Origin of the sequence: Rhodococcus sp. ENV425, from assembly GCF_002887785.1 — a bacterium.
Lineage (GTDB): Bacteria > Actinomycetota > Actinomycetes > Mycobacteriales > Mycobacteriaceae > Rhodococcus > Rhodococcus aetherivorans.
In genome coordinates this window covers 16,585-39,940 of record NZ_PCZU01000253.1, presented here as the reverse complement: position 1 = coordinate 39,940, position 23,356 = coordinate 16,585, and the positions used below count along the sequence as shown (strand labels likewise).

General features: G+C 71.4%; 15 protein-coding genes and 1 pseudogene. 9 read left to right on the top strand and 7 right to left on the bottom strand.

Annotation, left to right across the window (positions count from 1 at the left end):
• The 5 genes and pseudogenes from CQZ88_RS31590 to CQZ88_RS22295 all read right to left on the bottom strand — a co-directional run.
• A pseudogene (locus CQZ88_RS31590) lies at window positions 1-193 on the bottom strand (hypothetical protein); the annotation flags it as partial.
• Between the two features lie 52 nt (window positions 194-245).
• Window positions 246-791, bottom strand: a complete 546-nt coding sequence (gene sigM / locus CQZ88_RS22310; protein ID WP_006934425.1) for an RNA polymerase sigma factor SigM — start codon at window positions 789-791, stop codon at window positions 246-248.
• An 83-nt stretch (window positions 792-874) separates the two neighbouring features.
• The gene (murJ, locus tag CQZ88_RS22305; RefSeq protein ID WP_065923257.1) at window positions 875-4,711 is read right to left on the bottom strand and encodes a murein biosynthesis integral membrane protein MurJ; all 3,837 of its coding nucleotides are present in this window, start codon (window positions 4,709-4,711) and stop codon (window positions 875-877) included.
• Complete coding sequence (locus CQZ88_RS22300) at window positions 4,708-7,047, bottom strand: DUF6049 family protein (RefSeq protein ID WP_029546789.1); 2,340 nt, start codon at window positions 7,045-7,047, stop codon at window positions 4,708-4,710. Before CQZ88_RS22300 ends, murJ begins: the two co-directional genes overlap by 4 nt.
• Window positions 7,044-7,637 (bottom strand): NUDIX hydrolase, encoded by a 594-nt coding sequence (locus CQZ88_RS22295; RefSeq protein ID WP_006934418.1) that lies wholly within the window; start codon window positions 7,635-7,637, stop codon window positions 7,044-7,046. The genes CQZ88_RS22300 and CQZ88_RS22295 overlap by 4 nt, the downstream gene beginning before the upstream one ends.
• A 98-nt stretch (window positions 7,638-7,735) precedes the next feature.
• On the opposite strand from CQZ88_RS22295, the gene CQZ88_RS22290 reads away from it, so the two are divergent.
• The 8 genes from CQZ88_RS22290 (at window position 7,736) to CQZ88_RS22255 (ending at window position 19,398) form a co-directional block, all read left to right on the top strand.
• Complete coding sequence (locus CQZ88_RS22290) at window positions 7,736-9,190, top strand: CCA tRNA nucleotidyltransferase (protein WP_029546788.1); 1,455 nt, start codon at window positions 7,736-7,738, stop codon at window positions 9,188-9,190.
• Window positions 9,191-9,322: 132 nt separating this feature from the next.
• Window positions 9,323-9,766, top strand: a complete 444-nt coding sequence (locus CQZ88_RS22285) for a Fur family transcriptional regulator (protein WP_029546787.1) — start codon at window positions 9,323-9,325, stop codon at window positions 9,764-9,766.
• 40 nt (window positions 9,767-9,806) lie between these two features.
• Window positions 9,807-11,993 carry a catalase/peroxidase HPI gene (gene katG / locus CQZ88_RS22280; protein ID WP_102800330.1) on the top strand — a complete coding sequence of 729 codons (2,187 nt, stop codon included), beginning with the start codon at window positions 9,807-9,809 and terminating at the stop codon, window positions 11,991-11,993.
• 268 nt (window positions 11,994-12,261) lie between these two features.
• Window positions 12,262-16,317: a bifunctional nitrate reductase/sulfite reductase flavoprotein subunit alpha gene (locus CQZ88_RS22275; protein ID WP_102800329.1), complete on the top strand. Its 4,056-nt coding sequence runs from the start codon at window positions 12,262-12,264 to the stop codon at window positions 16,315-16,317.
• Between the two features lie 60 nt (window positions 16,318-16,377).
• Window positions 16,378-16,782 carry a molybdopterin-binding protein gene (locus CQZ88_RS22270; RefSeq protein WP_006934412.1) on the top strand — a complete coding sequence of 135 codons (405 nt, stop codon included), beginning with the start codon at window positions 16,378-16,380 and terminating at the stop codon, window positions 16,780-16,782.
• The gene (gene modA / locus CQZ88_RS22265; RefSeq protein WP_374703834.1) at window positions 16,779-17,552 is read left to right on the top strand and encodes a molybdate ABC transporter substrate-binding protein; all 774 of its coding nucleotides are present in this window, start codon (window positions 16,779-16,781) and stop codon (window positions 17,550-17,552) included. The genes CQZ88_RS22270 and modA overlap by 4 nt, the downstream gene beginning before the upstream one ends.
• A complete protein-coding gene (locus CQZ88_RS22260; RefSeq protein ID WP_006934410.1) occupies window positions 17,549-18,343 on the top strand; it encodes an ABC transporter permease in 795 nt (264 codons plus the stop codon). The genes modA and CQZ88_RS22260 overlap by 4 nt, the downstream gene beginning before the upstream one ends.
• Window positions 18,340-19,398 carry a sulfate/molybdate ABC transporter ATP-binding protein gene (locus CQZ88_RS22255; protein ID WP_006934409.1) on the top strand — a complete coding sequence of 353 codons (1,059 nt, stop codon included), beginning with the start codon at window positions 18,340-18,342 and terminating at the stop codon, window positions 19,396-19,398. Before CQZ88_RS22260 ends, CQZ88_RS22255 begins: the two co-directional genes overlap by 4 nt.
• 78 nt (window positions 19,399-19,476) lie before the next feature.
• On the opposite strand, the gene CQZ88_RS22250 is transcribed toward CQZ88_RS22255, so the two are convergent.
• Window positions 19,477-21,012 (bottom strand): DUF4185 domain-containing protein, encoded by a 1,536-nt coding sequence (locus tag CQZ88_RS22250; protein ID WP_102800328.1) that lies wholly within the window; start codon window positions 21,010-21,012, stop codon window positions 19,477-19,479.
• 73 nt (window positions 21,013-21,085) lie between these two features.
• Complete coding sequence (locus tag CQZ88_RS22245; RefSeq protein ID WP_102800327.1) at window positions 21,086-22,363, bottom strand: MFS transporter; 1,278 nt, start codon at window positions 22,361-22,363, stop codon at window positions 21,086-21,088.
• Window positions 22,364-22,485: 122 nt separating this feature from the next.
• On the opposite strand from CQZ88_RS22245, the gene CQZ88_RS22240 reads away from it, so the two are divergent.
• On the top strand, window positions 22,486-23,355 hold the full coding sequence (locus CQZ88_RS22240; protein WP_102800326.1) for a class II glutamine amidotransferase: 870 nt from the start codon (window positions 22,486-22,488) through the stop codon (window positions 23,353-23,355).
• Window position 23,356 lies beyond the last annotated feature (1 nt).

Below are 23,356 nucleotides of genomic sequence, written 5' to 3'. Positions count from 1 at the left end.
CACCTTCGGCCGCACCGAGGGCCCGGAGCCGGCGGCTGACGGAGTCGAGCGCGGCGATCACCGCCATGGCGTCCGGATCCCGCCGCACCGCCGGCCACAATCCGGCGGTGACGTCGTCGTCCAGGACCCCGGCGTGCAGGTCGGCGAGCAGGTCGGCAGAATACGGCGGCCGCGGCAGCTCGTCCTCGGTCATCCGCCGTCCTCCCCGCCTTCCGGTGCCCTCACCAGGATAAGACGGCCGCCGATCACGATCGGTTCCCCGTATCCCGCAGGTCACCGAGAAGCACCGCGAGCCGACGGCGCCCGCGCGCGCAGCGGCTCTTGACCGTGCCCTCGGGAACGCCGAGCCGCCGGGCCGCCTCGCTCACCGGCCAGCCCTCCACGTCGACCGCGACGACCGCGGCGCGTTGCTCCGGTGGCAGGGTGAACAACGCCGCCTCGATATCGAGCGCGATCTCCCGCTCCGCGATGCGATCCCGTTCGTCGCGGGCATCGGTGCCGTCGTCGTACAGCGGGACGGTCGGTCGCGCCTTGTTGCGCCGGATGCGGTCCAGGCAAGCGTTCACCACGATGGTGTGCAGCCAGCTGCGAACCGCCGCGGTGTTCCGGAATTTCCCCGCCGTACGATGCGCCGACAGCAACGCCTCCTGCAGGGCGTCCGCGGCATCCTCGGGCGAATAGCTGGTGCGGCGCGCCACCTGCCACAGATGGTCGTAGTGCCGTTCGAGCAGTTGCGCGAACGCGCGTCGGTCCCCCGCCGCGTGCGCCGCGAGTAACTCGGCGTCGGACACGGCAATTCCTGCGATCCCCCCCAAAATTCGCACGCGCGGATGGTAGCCGATCGAGGTGGGCGACCGGAGGTGCGTGCGCCGGGCTATTCGGCGGCGGTGAACGTCACCTCGGCGATCGAGCTCTTGTTGCCGCCGCCGGACGTGCTCAGCCCCGTGATCCACACCAGCACATCGGAGGTGCGGCCCTCGGCCTCGACGGGGATCTCCGTGACGCCGGACCGCAGCGTCGCCGAGCCGATCACCTGGGTCTGGTCCAGGGAGGCCTGGTCCGACGGTGCGCTGCGGATCTCGACCTTCGTGCCCGGGCTGTCCGACGTCACCGACACCGACGAGAGCGCGGCCGGCTCGGCGAGCGCCACCATCAGTCCCACACCGTTCTTCAGGGCGGGAAACGGCTGGAAGTAGGCGTCGGTGCTCCACTCCGTCGACGGATCACCGTCGATGGCCAACCGCGCCGTCGCCGGCGAATCCGGGGTGCCCTGCGGGGAGAACACCGAGACCGCCGATGCCGCCACCGGTCCGGCCGCTGCGGCCGGGGCCGGCGCCTGGGCGACCGGCTCCGACGGCGCCTCGGAGGTCGGGGTGAGGCCGAAGTCCTGGCTCGTGAGCGGCTCGTCGGAGTTGCCTCCGGCGAGCAGGTTCGCGATCCACCAGCCGATCAGGGCGAGGAGCACCACCGTGGTGATGCCGAGGCCGACGAGCGCGAACAGCATCCGCTCGGATCGCTTCTTCTCCTCGGCGAGAGCCTCCGGGTCCGCGAGGGCGTGGTCGGTGGCGCCGGCACTGCGCTGGCCGAGCCGCAGCGCCGGGATCATGTCGGTCTTCTGGTCCACGACCGAGGCCTGGCCGAGGATGTGCTGCACGGTGGCCGCGGTCCGGATTCCGCCGTCGGCCGCGAGCGCACGCACCGCCACCGCGGAGATCTCGAACGGCACCTCCGGCCGCAGCGTGCGGGGCTCGACCGCGATGCCCTCGGCGGTCAGGTCCGCCGGGCGCATCCCGCCGATCGTGCCGCCGGTGTGCGCCGGGGGCTGCTCCCCGGGCGCGGCCTGTTCGGGCAGCGGCCAGCGGGCGGTGATCAGGCCGTAGAGGCTCGCGCCGAGGCCCCGGACGTCGGAGGTCACGTCCGCGTCGGCGAAGGTGGCGGGGAAGGCCAGCACCGCGTCGCCGGCGACACTGATGCGGATCCGGTCGGGGTGATCGATCGAGAGGGCGCCGCCGCTGCGGTGCGCGGCCTCCGCCGCGGCCGCGAGGGCCTGCACAGCGCGGGCCGCGCCGAGCGGGGACGGCTCGGTGCCGGACATCTCGCGCAGCGAACGACCGGGCGTCCACTCGGCGACGACGATGCCGCCCGAGCTGCCGCGGACCACGTCGAGCACCCGTGCGAGCCCCGGTGAGTTGATCCGGCCCAGCCGCAGGGTGCGCGACAGGATGGCCTGCGGACCGTCGGGACCGGTCACGTCCCCGGCGCGCTGCTCGGCGTCGACGAACGTCAGCGCCACCTCGCGGTCGAGCTTGACGTCCTGCGCCTGCCAGAAACGCAGACCGCGCGCGCCGCCGTGCGGGGCGAGCAGACGGTAGCGGCCACCGGCGACCGACGCGCCGGGGATCAGCTTCGGCCCGCGCATCGGGGTGCGCGGCGCGGACCCCGGCACACGCAGCGGAGGCAGCTGGGGTGAGCCGATCGGGATGACGCCGGTGTCGACGTGAGGATCGCGGCGGGGCCGGCCGGCACCGGAGCGGTTCTCGGCGGGGCTGCCGGCGGACTTCTGCGGCGAGGCGGAACGGTCGGGGATGCCGGCCTGCGGGGACTGCGTCGACGTGCCGTCGGCGTCCGTGGACACCGAACCCGGGTCCGTCGATGCGGACTCATCGACCGTGGACTTACCGGTAGCGTGGTCGTCGCTCACCCTCACTCCTTCTTGTTCGACTCGCCCGCCCCGGAGGTAACCGGGAGGCCGTCCGGCATCCGCGAACCGGCGCGATCCGTCCCGGGTGGTACGAACCTGCCGTCGACCAGGGTACGGGAGTTGCCGGTGTGCATCGATGTGGCTCGGCACGTCCCTGATGGCGGGAATCACCTCGGTGACCGCGTCGTACGGGGCCACCCCGTAGTCGCCGTAGTCCAGGCGCGGCAACACGATGGTCTTCTCGGCCTCCGATTCCTCGAAGCGGGCCGCCTCGAGTTCGGCGATCTCGTCGGCATCCGCCTCGGCGACGGCCGGCTCGACGGGCGTGCGTCCGCGCAGCGCGTCGACCTTGCGCCGGACCGCCGCGGTGATCGCCAGGATCTCGGGCACCTTCAGCAACCACATCACCGTGAGGGTCACCAGCAGCATCAGCGCGCCGGTGATCGCGACCCGCACCATCGAGCCGATGCCGCCGAACCGGTCGCTCAGCGCACCGAGCCGCAGCAGCCGATCGGTGAGCAGCATCGCCGCCGAACCTGCGGCCGAGGCGATCACCACGTGCCACACGGTCCGGCCCACGTTCGCCATCCGCAGGTCGCCGAGGGCGCGGTGCAGCAGGAAGCCGCCGATGCCCGCCCCGACGGTGAAGGCCAGGCCGGTCGCCACGCCCAGCAGCAACACCACCTGGTCGTCGTTGCGGGCGACGACGGGCGCGATCGCGGACAGGCCGATCTTCACGGCGGTGATGCCGAGGATGATCCACGTGGGGGTCCACGCCTGCTCGCGTGCGTAGAACACGCGCAGATGGATGAGGACGAGGGCGTACGGGATCAGGGTGAACGCCGACCAGCTGACCGCCTGGCCCAGCCGTTCGGCGTTGCCCTCGCCGAAGCTGCCGTAGCCGTACAGGGCCGTGCCGATCTGCGGGCCGGCGACGGTGAAGAATACGACGATCGGGATCAGCGCGATCATCGTCAGCCGGGTCGCGACCGACAGGTCGTCCACCACCGCGGGGGTGTCCTCCTCGGCGGCGTTGCGGCTCAGCCGCGGCATGATCGCGGTGAGCACCGTGACGCCGAGGACACCGTACGGCAGCTGCAGCAGCAGCCACGCGTTGTTGTAGATCGCCGGGCCGGCCGCGTCGGCGCTCGACGAGACGTGTGTCGCGAACACCATGCCGGCCTGGCTGATGAGCACGTACAGCACGATGGCCGCGGCCATGCCGCCGAACTGGCGCAGCCGGTCGTCGAGCCCCCACAGCGGCTTGAGGCTGATCCCCTCGCGGCGCAGCGCCGGCACCAGGGACATCGCCTGGGTCACCACACCGAGGGTGACGCCGCAGCCGAGCAGCAGCAGGTGCGGGTCGCTCATGCGCACCGGGTCGAGAGTGATCTCCCCGGGCAGCAGGAAGTACAGGACCAGGACCGTGATGACGACGATGTTGTTCAGCACCGGCGCCCACGCGCCCGGTTTGAACACCTGCCGCGTGTTCAGGATGGCGGTCAGCAGCGCCGACAGGCCGTAGAACAGGATCGCCGGCAGCAACAGATACGTCAGCGCCGTGGTCAGCGTCGTCGACACCTTGCCCGTGTCGTCGAGGAAGAACCGGGTGACGAGGACCGGCGCCGCGGCGGTGGCCAGCAGGGCGGCGAGGCCGAGCACGGTGACGGAGACGGTGAACAGGCGCCGGACGAACGCCGTACCGCCGTCCGGGTCCTCGCGTTCCGCGCGGACCAGCACCGGCACGACGATCGAGGTGAGGACGGCGCCGAGCACCAGCTCGGAGATCATGTTCGGGATCTGGGCGGCCACCGTGTACGAGCTCGCGACGGCGGCGCCGAGCAGGGTCAGCAACAGCACCTGCTTGACGAAGCCGGTGATGCGGCTGATCAGGGTCGCGAAGGCGATCGAGCCGGTCGCGGCGAGCAGGCCGGGGTTCTTGCGCGGGGCCGGCTCCGCCGCCGCGGGGGCGGGCGGGGCGACGTCCTCACGGGTCGGGTTCCCGGTCATCGTTTCTCGTACCCTTCGTCGGCTGGATCGGGCTCGCCGCGGAAGCGGTGCAGGAGACGACGGCCCGCCAGGAACAGCAGCAGCGCCCCCGCACAGCCGGTGACGATCGCGAGAACCTGGCCGTACGCGTTGGACCGTACCGTCACGTTCGTCGGGGTGCCGAGCGGCAGCCCGGACTCCGTGGTCAGGGCGAACTCGACACCGATCTTCCGCGAGTCGCTGATCTGCGCCGGCACCGTGAGGGTGCGGCTGCCGCGCGGGGGCAGCTGGGTGGGCCCGATGTCGGTGATCTTCATCGCCGACGGCGCGTCCACGTGCAGCCGCACGGTGATGCCCACGGGCAGATCGTTGCGCGCGACCAACAGTAGGGGACTCTGTTCCGAGGTCAGCGTGTAGACACCGCCCGGTGAGAGCACGGTCACTCCCGCGAACATCCCGTCGACGGCGTCGCGTACCTCCTCGCCGCGCTGCCCCGCGTCGCGCGCGGCGGCGCCGGGGTCGGGCCCGCGCCGGCCCGCCAGGCTCATCGCGCGCAGCAGGTCCTCGCGCAGCGGTGCGGTGAACTGCTGCGGTGTCAGCTGCGCCTGCGGATCCTCGACGAGCGCCTCCTGGAACGAGTCGAGCCGGGGTGCCTGCTCGCGGGCCGCGTCGATCACCTCGGCCGACGCACCGTCGACGATGGCCTGCTCCGGGTAGGACAGCGCGACGGTGGGGGCGTCCCCGGCGGCGGGTGCGAACAGGGTGTCGAACGGACGCGGGGTGGCCAGGCCGGAGCGGATCAGGGTGCCGACCATCGACAGGACCGCGGCGGCGTCGTCGCCGGACGCACTCCACGACTGCGGCGGCACGAACAGCGCGGAGCCCGGGGCCGCGGACGCGCCGTCGCCGGTGGACACGGTCCGGGTGGCGCTCTCCGACGTGCGCAGCGCGGACCAGCTCAGGGCGCCCAGCGCGTCCTGCAGCCGGGCGCCCGGGGAATCCTCGGTGAGGTCGTAGCGGGCGTCCTCGGCGGTGAACGACGGCGTCTGGGGAGCGTCGCCCAGCGCGGCGAGCGCGGTGGCGGCGGCGCTGTCGAACAGGACCGTGGACAGGCCGTCCACCCCCCGCACGGGCATCGGACCCGTGCCCGCGTCCGAGTCCGCGGCGTCGACCGCCGTGTCGGCGAGCAGGGTCGTCACCGGGCCGTCGGCGGCGAGCAGCGCCCCCGCCTGCTCGGTGAGCACCCCGGCGTCGGGCCAGACCACGTCCTCCCGGGTCGTGGTGATCCCGAGGATCGTGTTCACGATCTCGGTCGGTGCGGCGAGCGCGGGCCCGGCGAGAGAGGCGTCGTCGAGTTCGGCGAGGGCGGCCACGTCGACCTGGGCGAAGGGCACCGCGACCGTGCACATCGACGCGGCCAGGGTGCGCAGCCGTTCCAGCCACGCGACGGCCGCGGCCGTCCCCTCCCCGTCGTGGGCGTCGCCCCTCGGCTCGGCCGTGTCCTCGACCACCAGGTAGCCGCGGGTCATGTTGGCGACGGTGACGAGCAGATCGGGGTCGACGGCCAGGCACATCGCGTCGGCGACGCGGCGGTCCTCGGCGGTGGCCGCGCGCTCGGCGGCGTCGAGCAGTCCGTCGAGCCGGCCGCCGTCGGCGAGCGACGTCGCGAGGTCGTCGTCGACGAGACGGACCGGGTCCGTCGCCGATCCGGGCACCCCCGCCGCGAGGCGCGGCCGGTCCGCGAGCGGCCACAGCATGGTGACCCCCACGGGTGCGGACGTGTCCGGGGGCACGGGCCGGCTCTCGCTGCTCTCGCCCGCGGGCACCCCCAGCACGGGCAGCAGGAACCGGGCGTCGTCGAGCCGTGCCTGACCGCCGTACTCGGGAGCGCCGTTGACGTTGACGAGCAGCGGATACACCCCGGGGGTGTCGATACCCAGCGAAGGGCTGTCGGCCGAGCGCAGCGCCAGCTCGAGGCGGAACTGCCGCTGCTCACCCCGCTCGAGGACGTCGGTGACCGATTCGAACGGCCCGGTGCGGTCGTAGGCGGTCTGATCCCAGGTCAGCGCCGTGCGCAGCTCCTCGGCGGAGCCGACCGCCGGGGCGCGCTGCAGCCGCACGGCGATGTCCTCGACATCGCGGTCGCCGACGTTCTCGAGCGTGCCGGTCACGGTCACCACAGGCTCGCTGCTGGTGGACATCGTCGTCGGCGTCACCGAGTCGATGCGCAGCTCGAGGAAGCGCGGGGCGTCGGACGCGTCGCTGCGCGGCTGGGCGACGGCCACACCCGCCGTCGTCAGGACGAGCGCGAGCACGGCGAGAACGGCCGCCGCGGCCCGGCGAGCTGCCGAGGTCATCCGAGACGGGCCTCCGGTCCGCCGGGTCCGAGCAGCATCGATGGATCCATCTCGGCGATCAGCTGGTCGGCGACGTCGGCGAGCCTGCGCTCGTCCGCGTACGCCAGGCGCGAGCGCAGCTCCGGCAGCGGCACCCAGGCCACCTCGGTGACCTCGACGTCGGCGTCGGAGAGCTCGCCGTCCAGGTAACGCAGCAGGTAGTGGTGCACGGTCTTGTGGACGCGCCGGCCCTCGGTGACGAACCAGTAGTCGATGCTGCCGAGCGTGGCGAGGACGGTGCCGTGGATCCCGGTCTCCTCGTGGACCTCGCGCATCGCCGTCTGCTCGGCGGTCTCGCCCTTCTCGATGTGTCCCTTCGGCAGCGACCACAGCAGCCGGCCGCGCCGGTCCGTGCGGCCGATCAACGCCGCGCACAACTTGTCGGGTGGCCCGCCGAGGCCGTCGACCACCAGTCCCCCGGCCGATGTCTCGCGGACCGTGCGCAGGTGAGGCTTCGCCGCGTCGGAGGTGGCCCGGCCACCGGACTTGGCGCCCGCGCCACGCCGCCGCGAGGTGCGGCGGTTGCGGTTGGCACGTTCTGCGGGCGACACCTCATCGATACTAGTTGGCGGGACGTGCCCGGCGGTCCAACCAGGCACGTCCGGATCGCGCGACTGCGCGTTCGGCCACCTCGGTAAGGTTCGAAGACGTGAACTCTCCCTCCACCGACACCGAGCGGCGCGCCCGACTGCTCGCCGGCGCCGACGCGACGCTGCGTGCGCTGTCGGACATCCTGGCCCCGCTCGGTGAGCGCTTCACCGCCGCCGGTCACGAGCTGTACCTGGTGGGAGGGAGCGTCCGCGACGCGGTGCTCGGTCGCCTCGGCACCGACCTGGACTTCACCACCGACGCGCGGCCCGAGCAGGTGCAGGCGCTGCTGCGCGGCTGGGCCGACCACCAGTGGGACACCGGCATCGACTTCGGCACGATCAGCGCGGTCAAGGGCCCGGAGCAGATCGAGATCACCACGTTCCGCAGCGACGCGTACGACCGTGTCACCCGCCACCCGATCGTCGAGTACGGCACCAGCCTCGAGGACGACCTGATCCGTCGCGACTTCACCGTCAATGCCATGGCGGTGCGGATCGGCCCGACCGGCGCGGAGGACTTCGTCGACCCGCTCGGCGGGATGGACGCCCTGCTCGCCGGGGTCATCGACACCCCCGCGATGCCGAGCGAGTCGTTCCACGACGATCCGCTGCGGATGCTGCGCGCGGCGCGGTTCGTCTCCCAGCTGGGGTTCGGGCTGGCGGAGCGGGTGCACGACGCGATCGTGGCCATGGGCGACGAGATCCTGCGGATCAGCGCCGAGCGGGTGCAGGCCGAGCTCGACAAGCTGATCCTCGGTGCCTACCCGATCGAGGGCATCGACATCATGGTCGAGACCGGCCTCGCCGAGCGGGTGATCCCGGAGATCCCGGCGATGAAGCTCGAGATCGACGAGCACCATCAGCACAAGGACGTGTACTGGCATTCGCTGACCGTGCTCAGGCAGGCCATCGACCTCGAGGACGGGGATCCCGATCTCGTGCTGCGCTGGGCGGCCCTGTTGCACGACATCGGCAAGCCCGCCACGAAGCACAACGAGCCGGGCGGCGGCGTCAGCTTCCACCACCACGAGGTCGTCGGGGCCAAGCTGGTCCGCAAACGGATGCGGGCCCTGAAGTACTCCAAGCAGATGGTCGACGACGTCAGTCAGCTCGTGTTCCTGCACCTGCGGTTCCACGGCTACGGCAAGGGCCAGTGGACGGACTCGGCGGTCCGGCGCTACGTGCACGACGCCGGTGACCTGCTGCCCCGGCTGCACAAGCTGGTCCGGGCGGACTGCACCACCCGCAACAAGCGCCGGGCCGCGGCGCTGCAGGCCACCTACGACGATCTCGAGACGCGCATCGAGCGGATCGCCGAGCAGGAGGACCTGGCGAAGGTGCGGCCCGACCTCGACGGCAACGCCATCATGGAGCTGCTCGGCCTGAAACCCGGCCCGCAGGTCGGGCAGGCCTGGAAGTTCCTCAAGGAGCTGCGGCTCGACCGTGGTCCCCTCGACCGCGACGAGGCCGAGGCCGAGTTGCTGAAGTGGTGGGCGCAGCAGCCGAAGCCCTAGCGGCCGGGCAGCCGGACGGGTGAGGGTCCGCGCGACCGCCGCCCGCGCCACCGAACACACGCGCGAGTTCTGATCACGCTGCGGTTACCCAAAGTCGTGACTCATTCCAGAAAAGTGCGTCATAGTATCCACGTGCCCTCGACGCGGGATTACGTGGAGCAGTTGCGTACGGCGGAGCTGCGCGTGACCCGGCCCCGGATCGCGGTGCTGGAGGCGGTGAACCAGCATCCGCACGCCGACACGGAGACGATCTTCGGAGCCGTGCGCACCGGTCTGCCGGAGGTTTCCCGGCAGACCGTGTACGACGTGCTGCACGCCCTGACCGGTGCGGGTCTGGTGCGGCGGATCCAGCCGTCCGGTTCCGTCGCCCGGTACGAGTCGCGTGTCGGGGACAACCATCACCACCTCGTCTGCCGGTCCTGTGGGGCCATCGCCGACGTCGACTGTGCCGTCGGCGAGGCGCCCTGCCTGACCGCGTCCGACCACAGCGGCTTCCTCGTCGACGAGGCCGAGGTCATCTACTGGGGCATGTGCCCCGACTGCTCGGCAGCACACGCTTCGCGATCACATCCGTGATCACCGTCCGATTCACCGAAACCCGGAAGGAAGGGCCGACGTGTCCAACAGTGAAAGCGAAAATCCGGTAATCCCGTCCCCCGAGCCGAAGCCGCATCGGCCCAGGACCAACCGGGACTGGTGGCCGAACCAGCTGGACCTGCAGGTTCTCCACCAGCACTCGCCCCTCTCCAATCCGATGGGCCCGGACTACAACTACGCCGAAGAGTTCGCGACCCTCGACGTCGAGGCCCTGAAACAGGACATCTTCGAGTTGATGACGACGTCGCAGGAGTGGTGGCCGGCCGACTACGGCCATTACGGGCCGCTCTTCATCCGGATGAGCTGGCATGCCGCGGGCACATACCGCATCGCCGACGGCCGGGGCGGCGGCGGCAAGGGCGCCCAGCGCTTCGCCCCCCTCAACAGCTGGCCCGACAACGCGAGCCTCGACAAGGCGCGGCGGCTGCTCTGGCCGATCAAGCAGAAGTACGGCCGGAAGCTCTCGTGGGCGGACCTGCTGATCTTCGCCGGCAACTGCGCCTACGAATCGATGGGGTTCAAGACGTTCGGTTTCGGCTTCGGACGCGAGGACATCTGGGAGCCCGACGAGGTGTTCTGGGGACCCGAGGACACGTGGCTCGGGGACGAGCGTTACGCCGGCGACAGGGAACTGTCCGGCCCGTTCGGCGCCGTGCAGATGGGCTTGATCTACGTGAATCCGGAAGGGCCCAACGGTAACCCGGATCCGATCGCCGCGGCCCGGGACATCCGGGAGACGTTCGGCCGGATGGCGATGAACGACGTCGAGACCGCGGCGCTCATCGCCGGTGGTCACAGCATCGGCAAGACCCACGGCGCCGCCACGGCCGACCACGTCGGTCCCGAGCCGGAGGCCGCTCCCATCGAGCAGCAGGGTCTCGGCTGGAAGAACTCCTTCGGCACCGGCGTGGGCGGGGACGCGATCACCAGCGGTCTGGAGGGCGCCTGGACGCCCACCCCCCGGCAGTGGGACAACAGCTTCCTGGAAACCCTGTACGGCTACGAGTGGGAGAAGACCAAGAGCCCCGCCGGTGCGTGGCAGTGGATCCCGAAGGACGGGGCCGGCGCCGACGCCGTCCCCGACGCCCACGACCCGTCGAAGCGGCATTCGCCGGTGATGCTGACCACGGACCTCTCGTTGCGACTCGACCCGATCTACGGACCGATCACCCGGCGCTGGCTGGACAACCCGAAGGAGTTCGAGGAGGAATTCGCGAGGGCCTGGTACAAGCTGCTGCATCGCGACATGGGACCCGTCGCGCGCTACCTCGGACCGTGGGTCCCCGAGCCGCAGCTGTGGCAGGATCCGGTTCCCGCGGTCGATCACGAACTGATCGGAGCGGACGACATCGCCGCCCTCGGGAGCAAGATCCTCGAATCGGGCCTGTCCATCCCCCAGCTGGTCGCCGCCGCGTGGGCGTCGGCGGCGAGCTTCCGCGGCACCGACAAGCGCGGCGGGGCCAACGGGGCACGCATCCGTCTCGAGCCGCAGAAGAACTGGGAGATCAACGAGCCGGGCCGGGTGGCCGAGGTGCTGCAGACCCTCGAACGGATCCAGCAGGACTTCAACGGCGCGCAGTCTGCGAAGAAGGTCTCGCTCGCGGACCTGATCGTCCTGGCCGGCTGCGCCGCCGTCCAGCAGGCGGCGAAGAACGCCGGCGTCGAGATCACGGTCCCGTTCACGCCGGGGCGCACCGATGCCTCGCAGGAACAGACCGATGTGGAGTCGTTCGCCGTGCTCGAACCCGCGGCCGACGGGTTCCGCAACTACCTGCGCGCCGGCGAGAAGCTGCCGCCGGAGCGGCTGATGCTGGACCGGGCGAACCTGTTGACGTTGACCGCTCCGGAGATGACGGTTCTCGTCGGCGGGATGCGTGCCCTGAACGCCAACTTCGGGCAATCCGCCCACGGCGTGTTCACCGATCGGCCCGAGGCACTGACCAACGACTTCTTCGTGAACCTGCTCGACATGCGCACGGAGTGGAAGGTGTCCGAGTCGACCGAGAACGTGTACGAGGGTCGTGATCGTGCCACGGGCGAGGTCAGGTGGACGGCCACGGCCGTCGACCTCGTCTTCGGTTCGAACTCGCAGCTGCGCGGTATCGCCGAGGTCTACGGCAGCGCCGACGCGCAGCAGAAGTTCGTGCAGGACTTCGTCTCTGCGTGGAACAAGGTGATGAACCTCGACCGGTTCGACCTCGCCTGAGCAGCGCTCGATGATCGGCCCCCGGGGCCGATCATCCACACCCCTCGTGCGGCATCCCGCCGGCTGACACAGCCCGCGGGGTGCCGTGCGTCGTTCCGGCGCCCGGGGGCCGCCGATCGGGCCGTTCGGGCCCTCTCACCGCCGCGCGCGGCGAATCGTGAGCCAGATGTCACCGGGGACTCACCACGGTTAATGCCCACGAAACACGGTGTCGGGAGCATGAGACCTGGCCGGAGGAACGTGGCCGACCCAGGTGAGGAGCGGTTCGATGCAGGGCGAGATCACGAAGGTCAAGACCGCCTGCTCATACTGCGGCGTGGGCTGCGGCATGGTGCTCGAGGTCGGCCTCGACCCCGCCACCGGCGCCCGCCGGGTGCTCGACGCGTACGGCGACAAGGAGCACCCCACCAACCTCGGGCGCCTGTGCACGAAGGGGGCGACCAGCGCCGAGATGCTGGCCGCCGGCGGGCGGATGGAGAGCGCGTACCGTCGCGCCGAACGCGGCGGTGCGCCGGTGCCCGTGGAGGTCGACGCCGCGATCGCCGAGACCGCCCGCCGGTTGCGGGAGGTGCTCGACGAGCACGGACCCGACGCCCTGTCCTTCTACGTCTCCGGCCAGATGTCCCTCGAAGCCCAGTACCTGATCACCAAGCTCGCGAAGGGGTTCGTCGGCACCAACAACGTCGAGTCCAACTCGCGGTTGTGCATGGCCAGCGCCGGCACCGGCTACAAGCAGTCGCTCGGCGCGGACGGCCCGCCCGGCTCCTACCAGGACTTCGACCACGCGGACCTGTTCTTCGTCAGCGGCGCGAACATGGCCGACTGCCACCCCATCCTCTTCCTCAGGATGATGAACCGGGTCAAGGCCGGTGCGAAGCTCGTCGTCGTCGACCCCCGCCGCACGGCCACCGCCGAGAAGGCGGACCTGTTCCTGCAGATCGCGCCGGGGACCGACCTGGCGCTGCTGAACGGCCTGCTGCACCTGATCGTCGAGAACGGGCACGTCGACCGGGCGTTCGTGGCGGAATTCACCGAGGGCTGGGACGCCATGCCCGGGTTCCTCGCCGACTACACCCCCGCACGCGTCGCGGAGATCACCGGACTGGCCGAGGAGGACATCCGCACGGCCGCGCGGTGGATCGGCGAGGCCGGTGACTGGATGTCGTGCTGGACCATGGGCCTGAACCAGAGTACCCACGGCACCTGGAACACCAACGCGATCTGCAACCTGCATCTGGCCACCGGCGCGATCTGCCGCACCGGCAGCGGCCCGTTCTCGCTCACCGGCCAGCCCAACGCCATGGGCGGCCGCGAGATGGGATACATGGGGCCCGGCCTGCCGGGGCAGCGCTCCGTCCTCGTCGACGCCGAGCGGGCCTTCGTCGAACAGCAGTGGGGGCTGCCGTCCGGCGCGATCCCCACCACGGTCGGCAAGGGCACCGTCGACATGTTCGAGCAGATGGCCGCGGGCGTCATCCGGGCCTGCTGGATCATCTGCACCAATCCGGTTGCCTCCGTGGCCAATCGACGCACCGTCGTCGAAGCTCTCGAGAAGGCCGATTTCGTCGTCGCGCAGGACGTCTTTCTCGAGACCGAAACCACCGCGTATGCAGACGTCCTGCTGCCGGGAGCGCTGTGGGCGGAGTCGGAGGCGGTGATGGTCAACTCCGAGCGCAACCTGACGCTGCTGCAGCAGGCGATCGATCCGGTCGGCCAGGCCCTGCCGGACTGGCAGATCATCGCGCGCGTCGCCTGCGCCATGGGCTACGCCGAGGCGTTCACCTACTCCTGCCCCGAGGAGATCTTCGAGGAGATCACGCGCTTCTGGAACCCCAAGACCGGATACGACCTGCGCGGAATCACGTACGACCGGTTGCGCGAGACCCCCGTGCAATGGCCGTGCCCGCCGGACGCCGCGACCGACCGGAACCCGATCCGCTATCTCAACGACGGGGTGAGCCAGACCCTGCTGAGGTCGGAGGACGGCACCGCCCCCCGGCTGCGGTTCGCCACCGCCACCGGCAGGGCCGCGTTCCACCCCCGACCACACATGCTGCCGGCCGAGATGCCCGACGACGACTTCCCCGTCGTGCTCGGCACCGGCCGCGTCCAGCACCAGTGGCACACTCTTACCAAGACGGGGAAGGTCGCCAAGCTCAACAAGCTGAACCCCGGACCCTTCGTCGAGATCAATCCCGGCGATGCGCAACGACTCTCGATCGCGGACGGTGACCAGGTGGAGGTCGCGTCCCGCCGGGGCCGGGCGGTGCTGCCGGCCGTGGTCACCGACCGGGTACGGCCGGGATGCTGCTTCGCCCCGTTCCACTGGAACGACATGTTCGGGGAGTACCTGTCGGTCAACGCGGTCACCAACGACGCCGTCGATCCCGCGTCGCTGCAGCCGGAGTTCAAGGTGTGCGCGGTGTCGCTGACCAAGGTGGCAACGCCCGCCCGGCCCGAACCGTCGGGTGCACCGGCCGACCGGCTCGCCTCGACGCTCGGACTGGGGGACGGCGCGCCGCCCGTGCTCGGTGATCTCGAAAAGCGTTATCTGACTGGATTTCTCACGGGATTCCGGGAGTCCGGACAGGCGGGTGTGCCGGTGCTCCCGGCGTCGGCTCCCCTTCCGGCTGCCACCCGGGCATGGGTGGACGGGCTGCTCGCGGGGCACTTCGCGCACGCCGCACCGGACCGCGACGAGGCCGACGGGGCGCCGCCGGTGGTGGTGGCGTGGGCGTCGCAGACCGGCAACGCCGAGGAGTTCGCCCGGATGTGCGCCGAGCGCCTCCGCGCCGCGGGCCGGCCCGCCGCCCTGGTCGGGATGGACGACTACGACGTGTCCGCGCTGACCGGGGTGCGCGACCTGCTCGTCATCACCAGCACCTTCGGCGACGGCGACGCCCCGGACAACGGCACCGCCTTCTGGAACGCCCTCAACAGTGACGACACGCCCCGCCTTCCCGACACCCGCTACGCCGTGCTGGCGTTCGGGGACTCGAGCTACGACGACTTCTGCGGTCACGGCCGCCGCATCGACGAGCGGCTCGCCGAACTCGGGGCCACCCGGCTCACGCAACGGGTGGACTGTGAGCCCGACTACGACGAACCGGCCGGCGAATGGCTCGCCGTCGTCGAACAACTCGTGCGTCCCGACGGTGCCGCACCGGCCGCGCCCACCCCGGGACCCCCGGCGAAGCCCGAACCCGCCTACAGCCGGAAGGTGCCGCTCGTCACCCGGCTGACCCGGAACGTCCCGCTCAGTGGACCGGGGTCGTCGAAGGACGTGCGCCAGTTCGGATTCGAGCTGTACGACCCGGACTTCGTGTACGAGGCGGGAGACGCGCTCGGCGTGATGCCCACCAACGGACCCGAGACGGTCGACGAATGGCTGCAGGTCACCGCGCTCGACCCGGAAACACCCGTGGAATTCGCCGATCTGCCGACCATTCCCCTGCGCGAGGCCGCCACCCGGCACCTCGAGATCGCTCGGGTGACCCCGGAGCTGCTGCGGTTCGTCCACGAGCAGACCCAGAGCGCGGAGCTGGCCAAGCTGCTGCGACCGGGTAACAAGATCGAGCTGCAGCAGTGGTTGTGGGGCAAACAGGCGATGGACGTGATCTCGGCGTATCCGTTCAAGGCGCCGATCGAGGAGTGGCTGCCCGTGCTCAAGCGGCTGCAGCCCCGCATGTACTCGATCTCGTCGAGCCCGCGGACCAACCCCCGCGAGGTGCAGCTGACCGTCTCGGTGGTGCGTTACAGCTACGAGGGCATCGGCCGGGCCGGGGTGTGCTCGAGCTTCCTCGCCGACCACAGTCACGGCGTCGACATCCCCATCTTCGTCCAGCGCAGCACCCACTTCCGGCCGCCCCGGACGCCGGACACCCCGATGATCATGGTCGGTCCCGGCACCGGCATCGCGCCGTTCCGCGCCTTCCTGCACGATCGCCGCGAGATGGGCCACACCGGCCGGAACTGGCTGTTCTTCGGCGATCAGCGGTCCTCCACCGACTACCTGTACCGGGACGAGATCGAGGCGATGCACGCCGACGGCTTCCTCACCCGGCTCGACCTGGCCTTCTCCCGCGACCAGCGGCAGAAGGTCTACGTGCAGGACCGGATGCGCGAGCACGGGGCGCAGCTGTGGAAGTGGTTGCAGGACGGTGCCCACTTCTACGTGTGCGGCGACGCGAGCCGGATGGCCAAGGACGTCGACGAGACGCTGCGCGAGGTGGTGCAGGTCCACGGCAGGCTCGACGAGGAGGACGCCGAAACGTACGTCAAGCAGCTCGCCGCCGAGAAGCGCTACGTGCGCGACGTGTACTGATCCGCAAATTCGTTTCCCTACGCTTGATAGGTCCGCAGAAGCGGAAGTAGTGTCTGTTTCGTGACGCAGATTCGCATCAAGGATGCCGCCCGGCTGCTCGGCGTCAGCGACGACACCGTCCGGCGGTGGATCGACCAGGGCGCCCTGCCGGCCGGCAAGGACGGGGCCGGCCGCAAGATCGTCGAGGGGGCCGACCTTGCCGAGTTCGCCCGCCGTCAGGCGGACGAGGCACCCGATCTGCTCGGCGTGGGCAGCTCCGCCCGCAACCGGTTCGCGGGGATCGTGACCCGGGTGGTGTCCGACACCGTCATGGCGCAGGTGGAGATGCAGTGCGGCCCGCACCGCGTCGTCTCGCTGATGAGCACCGAGGCCGTCCGTGAACTCGGCCTCGAACCGGGCAGCCTCGGGGTGGCCGTCGTCAAGGCCACGACGGTGATCGTCGAAACCCCGGCGGGTGCGTCGTGAGACGGCGGGAGGCAGTCGTCGTCGTGCTCTCGGCGCTGATGCTCGCCGCGTGTGGCTCCGGTGGTGACGGCGACCCTGCGCCCGCCACGGCGGTCACCGGCGAGCTGACCGTGTTCGCGGCCGCGTCGCTGCAGGTACCGTTCCGGGAGATCGAAGTGCGGTTCGAGGCCGAAAATCCCGGCACGGATGTTGTTTTCGACTTCGCCGGCTCGGCCGACCTCGTCGCGCGGTTGTCCCAGGGTGCCCCCGCCAATGTCTTCGCCTCCGCCGACACGGCGAACATGACCAGGGCCGTCGATGCCGGTCTCGTGGCCGGCGAACCCGTGAACTTCGCGGCCAACACCCTCACCATCGTCACCGAACCCGGAAACCCAGAGGACGTGCAGACTTTCGCGGATCTGAGTCGTCCCGGACTCGACGTCGTCGTGTGTGCGCCGCAGGTACCGTGCGGCGCCGCGGCCGCCCGCGTCGAGGACGTCGCCGGCGTCACCCTCGAGCCGGTCAGCGAGGAATCCTCGGTGACGGACGTGCTCGGCAAGGTCGCCACCGGGCAGGCCGACGCCGGGCTCGTCTACGTCACCGACGCTCTGCGCGCCGGCGACGACGTGACCGCCGTGCCGTTCCCCGAGTCCGCGGCGGCCGTCAACACCTACCCCGTCGCGGTTCTCGCCGAGGGCGCGAACCCCGTGACGGCGGCGGCGTTCGTCGCGTACGTGACCGGCGCCGAGGGACGACGGATCCTCGCCGAGAAGGGATTCGCGGCCCCGTGACGCGCGTCCGACCGGCCGGGCTGCCGACGTGGATCCACGTCCCCGCGATCGTCGGCGGACTGTTCGTCGCCCTGCCGCTGCTGTCGCTGATCCTCGCCGTCGACTGGCGGCGCTTCCCGGAACTGGTGACGTCCGAGGCATCCCTGCAGGCCCTGACGCTGAGCCTGCGCACCGCGGTGGCCGCCACGGTGCTGTGTGTCCTGCTCGGCGTGCCGATGGCGACCGTGCTCGCGCGCAGCACCGTGCGTTTCCTTCCGGTGCTGCGCTCGCTCGTGCTGCTGCCGCTCGTGCTGCCGCCCGTGGTCGGCGGGATCGCACTGTTGTACACCTTCGGGCGCCGCGGACTGATCGGCGAGCACCTCGAGCTGCTCGGAATCCGTATCGCGTTCTCCACCACGGCAGTTGTCCTCGCGCAGACGTTCGTCGCGCTGCCGTTCCTGGTGATGAGCCTCGAGGGCACCCTGCGCACCGCCGGCACCCGGTACGAGGCGGTCGCCGCGACGCTCGGGGCGCCGCCCACCACCGTCTTCCGCAGGGTCACCCTGCCGCTCGTGCTGCCGGGCCTCGCGTCCGGCACCGTGCTGGCCTTCGCGCGGGCCCTCGGCGAGTTCGGGGCCACCCTCACCTTCGCCGGCAGCCTCCAGGGTGTCACCCGCACGTTGCCGCTCGAGATCTATCTCCAGCGCGAGACCGACGCCGACGCGGCGGTGGCGTTGTCGCTGCTGCTCGTCGTGGCCGCCCTCGTGATCGTCGTCGCCGCGCGGGGGCGGCGGATCGCGGGCGGCCTGTGACCGGCCTGCGGCTGCGGGCCCGGGTCGGGTCCCGCGACGTCGACCTGGCTGTCGCCGTGGAGTCCGGCCGCGTGCTCGCGGTCCTGGGACCCAACGGCGCCGGCAAGTCGACGCTGCTGAACGTGATCGCCGGATTGCTGCAGCCCGACGACGGTCGCATCGAACTCGACGGGTGCGTGCTCACCGACACCGCGGCGGGCGTGGCCGTGCCGCCGCACCGTCGCGGGGTGGCCCTGCTCGCGCAGCAGCCGCTGCTGTTCCCGCACCTGAGCGTCCTCGACAACGTCGCCTTCGCTCCCCGCAGCGCGGGCCGCGGCCGATCGGCCGCCCGCGCCGCGGCGTTGCGGCAGCTCGCCGCCGTCGACGCGACGGAACTCGCCGACCGCCGGCCGCACCAGCTCTCCGGGGGGCAGGCCCAGCGCGTCGCGATTGCCCGCGCGCTGGCGGCCGACCCGCGTTTGTTGCTGCTCGACGAACCGATGGCCGCCCTCGACGTGACGGCCGCCCCGGCCGTGCGGTCGCTGCTGCGCACCGTCCTGCGCGGTCCGGGACGCACGGCGCTGGTGGTCACCCACGACCCCCTCGACGCCCTGGCGCTCGCCGACCGGGCCGTGGTGCTCGACGACGGCCGGATCGTCGAGGAGGGCACTGTGCGCGACGTGCTGTCCCGGCCGCGCAGTGCCTTCGCGGCCCGCATCGCGGGCCTGAACCTGCTCGCCGGCACCGTCATCGCGGACGGACTCGACACCCCCGTCGGCCGGGTCCGCGGTGTGCTCGACGACGACTGTGCCCCAGGGAATTCGGCGGTGGCGGTGTTCACCCCCGCCGCCGTCGCGGTCTATCCCGGGGAACCCCACGGCAGCCCCCGCAACTCGTTCGCCGTCGTCGTCGGCGAGCTCGAGGTCCACGGTGCCACCGTCCTCGTCCGGGCCGCCGAGTCCGGAATCACCGCCGAGGTCACCACGTCCGCGGCCGCCGATCTCGCGCTCGCACCGGGTGCGACGATGTGGTTCGTCGTCAAGGCCACCGAGGTCCGCATCCATGCCGCCCGCTGACCGAGCGAATGTATCGTTCCGTCGGACTGAGGAGGTGAACGATACATTCGCTCGGCTTACGCTGCGCGCGAGAGTGATTCAGTTCAGGCGGGCGCGCATCAGGTAGACGTTGTAGCTGTCCCACTCGGACACGGTGAAGTACAGGTCCGCGCCGTGGGACCACGGGTGCATGAAGCCGCCGTATGCCTTCGGGTAGTCCGCGGTCCGTACCAGCGTCGCGGCATCGGACCAGGCGCCCTGCGGCGAATCCGACTCGCGGAGAACGATTTCGCCCGCAATCGGTTCCAGGTAGCTCATCTGCCAGCGGCCTCGTCCGACGTCGAACCGCACCGACAGCTCGCTCGCCGCGCCGTCGGCGAGCGGGGTGGCGAGCTGCTCGAAGACGGGCATCCAGCGGTCGTGCACCCAGTACTGGTACGCGGAGGGATTGAGCACGTCGTCGACCGGCACGCGGGCCAGGCCCACCGATCCGACGCGGCCGTTCGGAGTGCCGAACATGTAGACGTGGTCGCCGTGCGGCACCATCGTCGCGACCTGGAACCGGCCGAGCCCGAACACGTTGTCCCAGCGGGCATTCAGGTCCTTCGTCCACGTCTGGCCGTGGTCGTCGGAGTAGGCGATGCCGCCGTGGTTGGTGTACCACATGCCCGGCACGACGCTCCACCGTCGCACCGACATGTAGCTCAGGTACTGGCGGTCGCCGATCGCGAAGCCGGAGGTGGGGATGACGGTCGTCTCGAAGTTCTTCACATGCCGGGCGTCGAGGATCTCCGCGGCGTGGCAGGGGCTGTCCTGCACCATCGCGTCGATGGTGAGGCCGTCCGCCAGGTCGGTGTCGCGGCTGAATGCCAGGACGTTGCTGCGCCAGTCTCCGCCGGCCCCGCCCGGCGGCGTCCATTCGAGCCCGAACGTGTCCCCGAAGGCGAGGGCGACCTCGCCGGGGCGCGTCTCCCACACGATGCCGAGGTCGGTGCCGTGCACGGCCCAGCGCGCATCGGTGCGGTTCTCCGAGCCGGGACCGGTCAGCTGGGAGACCAGCTCGACGTCGCCCACGGCGGGGGCGGGTGGCCGGGCGGTGACGGTACCCGGCTCGAACGGCGGATTCTCCCGTGGCGGGGCCGGTGGGACGGGTGCGCCCGGCGCGCCGGGCACGGGAATCGGGATCGGCTCCGGCTGCGGATCCAGCTCGACGCGCGGCAGGTAACTCGAGGACCCGCTCGAGCCGGCGGTCCCACTCGAGCCGCTCGAGCCACTCGAGCCGCCGGGCAGGGCGTCGGGAGCGCCCGTCGCGAGACCGAGGTCCGGGCACGGGTCGGCGCACGGGTCGGCGGGCAACGGCTCCTGCGGCACGCGGGTGTTGTCCGGCGCCGGGCCGGGGACCGGAACCGGGACGATCTCGGGGTACGGCAGGGGGATCTTCACGACGGGCGGGATCTCGATCCGTGGCAGCTGCGGCGCGTCGGGGTCCGGGGGCTCGACCGCGGGATCGAAGCCCGGTTCGCCGCACGAGTTGACGGGCGGGGCGGGCGACGCATGGGCGGGCAGCGCGAACAGCGGCAGGGTCGACGAGACCAGGGCGAGAACAGCCAGCGGCGTGCGGTGCCTGCGTGCCATCGCGTTCTCCTCCGGATACTCGGGGAAATGCCCCGGAGAACCTAACAAATCCGGCGCCCGAAACCGCGGAGACTCACATGCGGAGCCGCCGGATCGTCGTCGCCGCGACCAGACCGGCGACGTACACCGCCACCCCGGCGAGCGCGAGCGCCGGGCTGCGGCCGTCGGGCGCGACGACCAGGGCGCCCGCGACGATCGCCGCGAGGAACGCCATGTTGAACACGGTGTCCTGCAGGGCGAAGACCTGCCCGCGACGGGCGTCGTCGATCTCGATCTGCATCGCGGCGTCCCCGGTGAGCTTGATGGTCTGACCGACGAGACCCAGCAGGAACGCGGCGGCGAGCAGTCCCGTCTCGTCGAACCCGGTGACGAGGACGAGCTGGACGACGCCCGCGCAGATCAGTGCCGTGACGACGGTGCGGGGCCGGCCGAGGCGCGGGATGACGAGCGGGGCGGCGACCGCCGCGACGAGCATCCCGGCGGCGGTGGCGCCCACGGCGACGCCGAACCCGACGAGCCCGCCCGGCAGCGTGGCCCCGTCGGCGTCGCGCAGCACCAGCACCATGATGAGTGTGTCGATGCCGAACACGATGCGGTGCGCACCGATACCGATCATCGCGACCGTGACCCCCGGTGCCTCCCACACCGCCGTGGCACCGGTGTGCAGACCGGCGGCGACGGCCCGGATCGGGTGGCGCAGCACGGCACGGTCGGGACCGAGCGCATGACGGGCGAAGCCGCCGGCGGCGAGCGCGGCGACCACGGAGCCCGAGACGCCGAGCGCCACCGCCACCCCGGAGCCGAAGTCGCCCTCCCCGACGAGGCCGATCGTGGTGACCGCGATGCCCGCCCCGAGGGCAGAGATCCCCGATCCTACCGTCGCGAGCACGGAATTGACCGGTACGAGCCATGATTGGCGCACGACGTGCGGGAGGGACGCCGACACCCCGGCGAGCACGAAGCGACTGACGCCGACGGCGGCGAGCGCGAGCAGCAGCAGCGCGGTGGATCCGCCGCCGGTGAGGAGCAGCGCCGACATGGCGAGGATGAGCACGCCGCGCAGGGCATTGGCGGCGAGCAGCACCAGCCGGCGGTCCCAGCGGTCGAGCAGCGCGCCGGCGAACGGCCCGACCACCGAGTAGGGCAGCAGCAACACCGCGAATCCCGCGGCGATCGCGGCGGGATCGGTCTGGCGCTCCGGATTGAACAGGATCGCCCCACCGAGGGCGGCCTGGAACAGTCCGTCCCCGAACTGGCTGGCGAAGCGGACGACCGTCAGCCGCGCCAGTCCCGGCGATCGGCGCAGAGCCGTCGCCGTGGATCGCCACGCCTGCCGTCTCGACTCCCGCACAGTGTCCGACACTATCCGTCCGGTGCGGGGTCGCCCCGCGACGACGGTTCCGCCTCCCCGGCGAGGTTTTCCGGCCTACCCTCGGCGCAACCGGCAACTTCCGGAAGAGGGGACGTCCCGTCATGTGCCGACTGTTCGGGTTGACCGCCGCGCCGCACCGGGTGCACGCCACCTTCTGGCTGCTCGACGCATCGGATTCGCTCGCCCGGCAGAGCCGGCGTGAACCGGACGGCACCGGGCTCGGGACGTTCACCGACGACGGCCGCCCGGTGGTGGAGAAGCAGCCGCTGGCGGCGTACGAGGACCGCGCGTTCGCCACGGAGGCGAAGGAGCGGCGGTCACAGACGTTCCTCGCACACATCCGGTTCGCCTCGACGGGAGGCCTGGACGTGGGCAACACGCACCCGTTCGAGCAGCGCGGGCGGCTGTTCGCCCACAACGGCGTCCTCGGCGATCTGCCGCGGCTCGAGGCCGAGCTCGGCCCGTACCGCGACCTGGTGACGGGCGAGACGGACTCGGAGCGCTTCTTCGCGCTCGTCACCCGTCGCATCGACGAGCACGGCGGCGACGTCGGCGCGGGGCTGACCGCCGCGGTCCGGTGGGCCGCCGAGAATCTGTCCGTCTACGCGTTGAACGTCGTGCTCACGACCGCGACGCAGTTGTGGGCGCTGCGTTATCCGGACACCCACGACCTGTTCGTCCTCGAGCGTCCCGCCGGCGGCCCGCACGGCGGCCGCCATCTCGAGCATGCCAGCGAGGCCGGCACGGTCCGGGTGCGCTCGGGCCACCTGGCACGGCACCCGGCGGTCGTGGTCGCCAGCGAGCGCATGGACGAGGATCCGGGCTGGTCGGACCTGCGCTGCGGGGAGCTGCTGCACGTCGACGGCGAGCTCCGGGTCACCCGCACCGTCGTCGTCGACGAGCCCCCGCGGCACCCGATCACGCTCGCGGACCTCGACGAGCGGGCGGCCGCCTCCCAGACCGGGAAGTGAG

Bases quoted from the DNA above. Each gene is read 5' to 3' on its own strand.
- murJ (WP_065923257.1), bottom strand. From the start codon at position 4,711: ATGACCGGGAACCCGACCCGTGAGGACGTCGCCCCGCCCGCCCCCGCG.
- CQZ88_RS22300 (WP_029546789.1), bottom strand. From the start codon at position 7,047: ATGACCTCGGCAGCTCGCCGGGCCGCGGCGGCCGTTCTCGCCGTGCTC.
- CQZ88_RS22275 (WP_102800329.1), top strand. From the start codon at position 12,262: ATGCAGGGCGAGATCACGAAGGTCAAGACCGCCTGCTCATACTGCGGC.
- CQZ88_RS22250 (WP_102800328.1), bottom strand. From the start codon at position 21,012: ATGGCACGCAGGCACCGCACGCCGCTGGCTGTTCTCGCCCTGGTCTCG.
- CQZ88_RS22240 (WP_102800326.1), top strand. From the start codon at position 22,486: ATGTGCCGACTGTTCGGGTTGACCGCCGCGCCGCACCGGGTGCACGCC.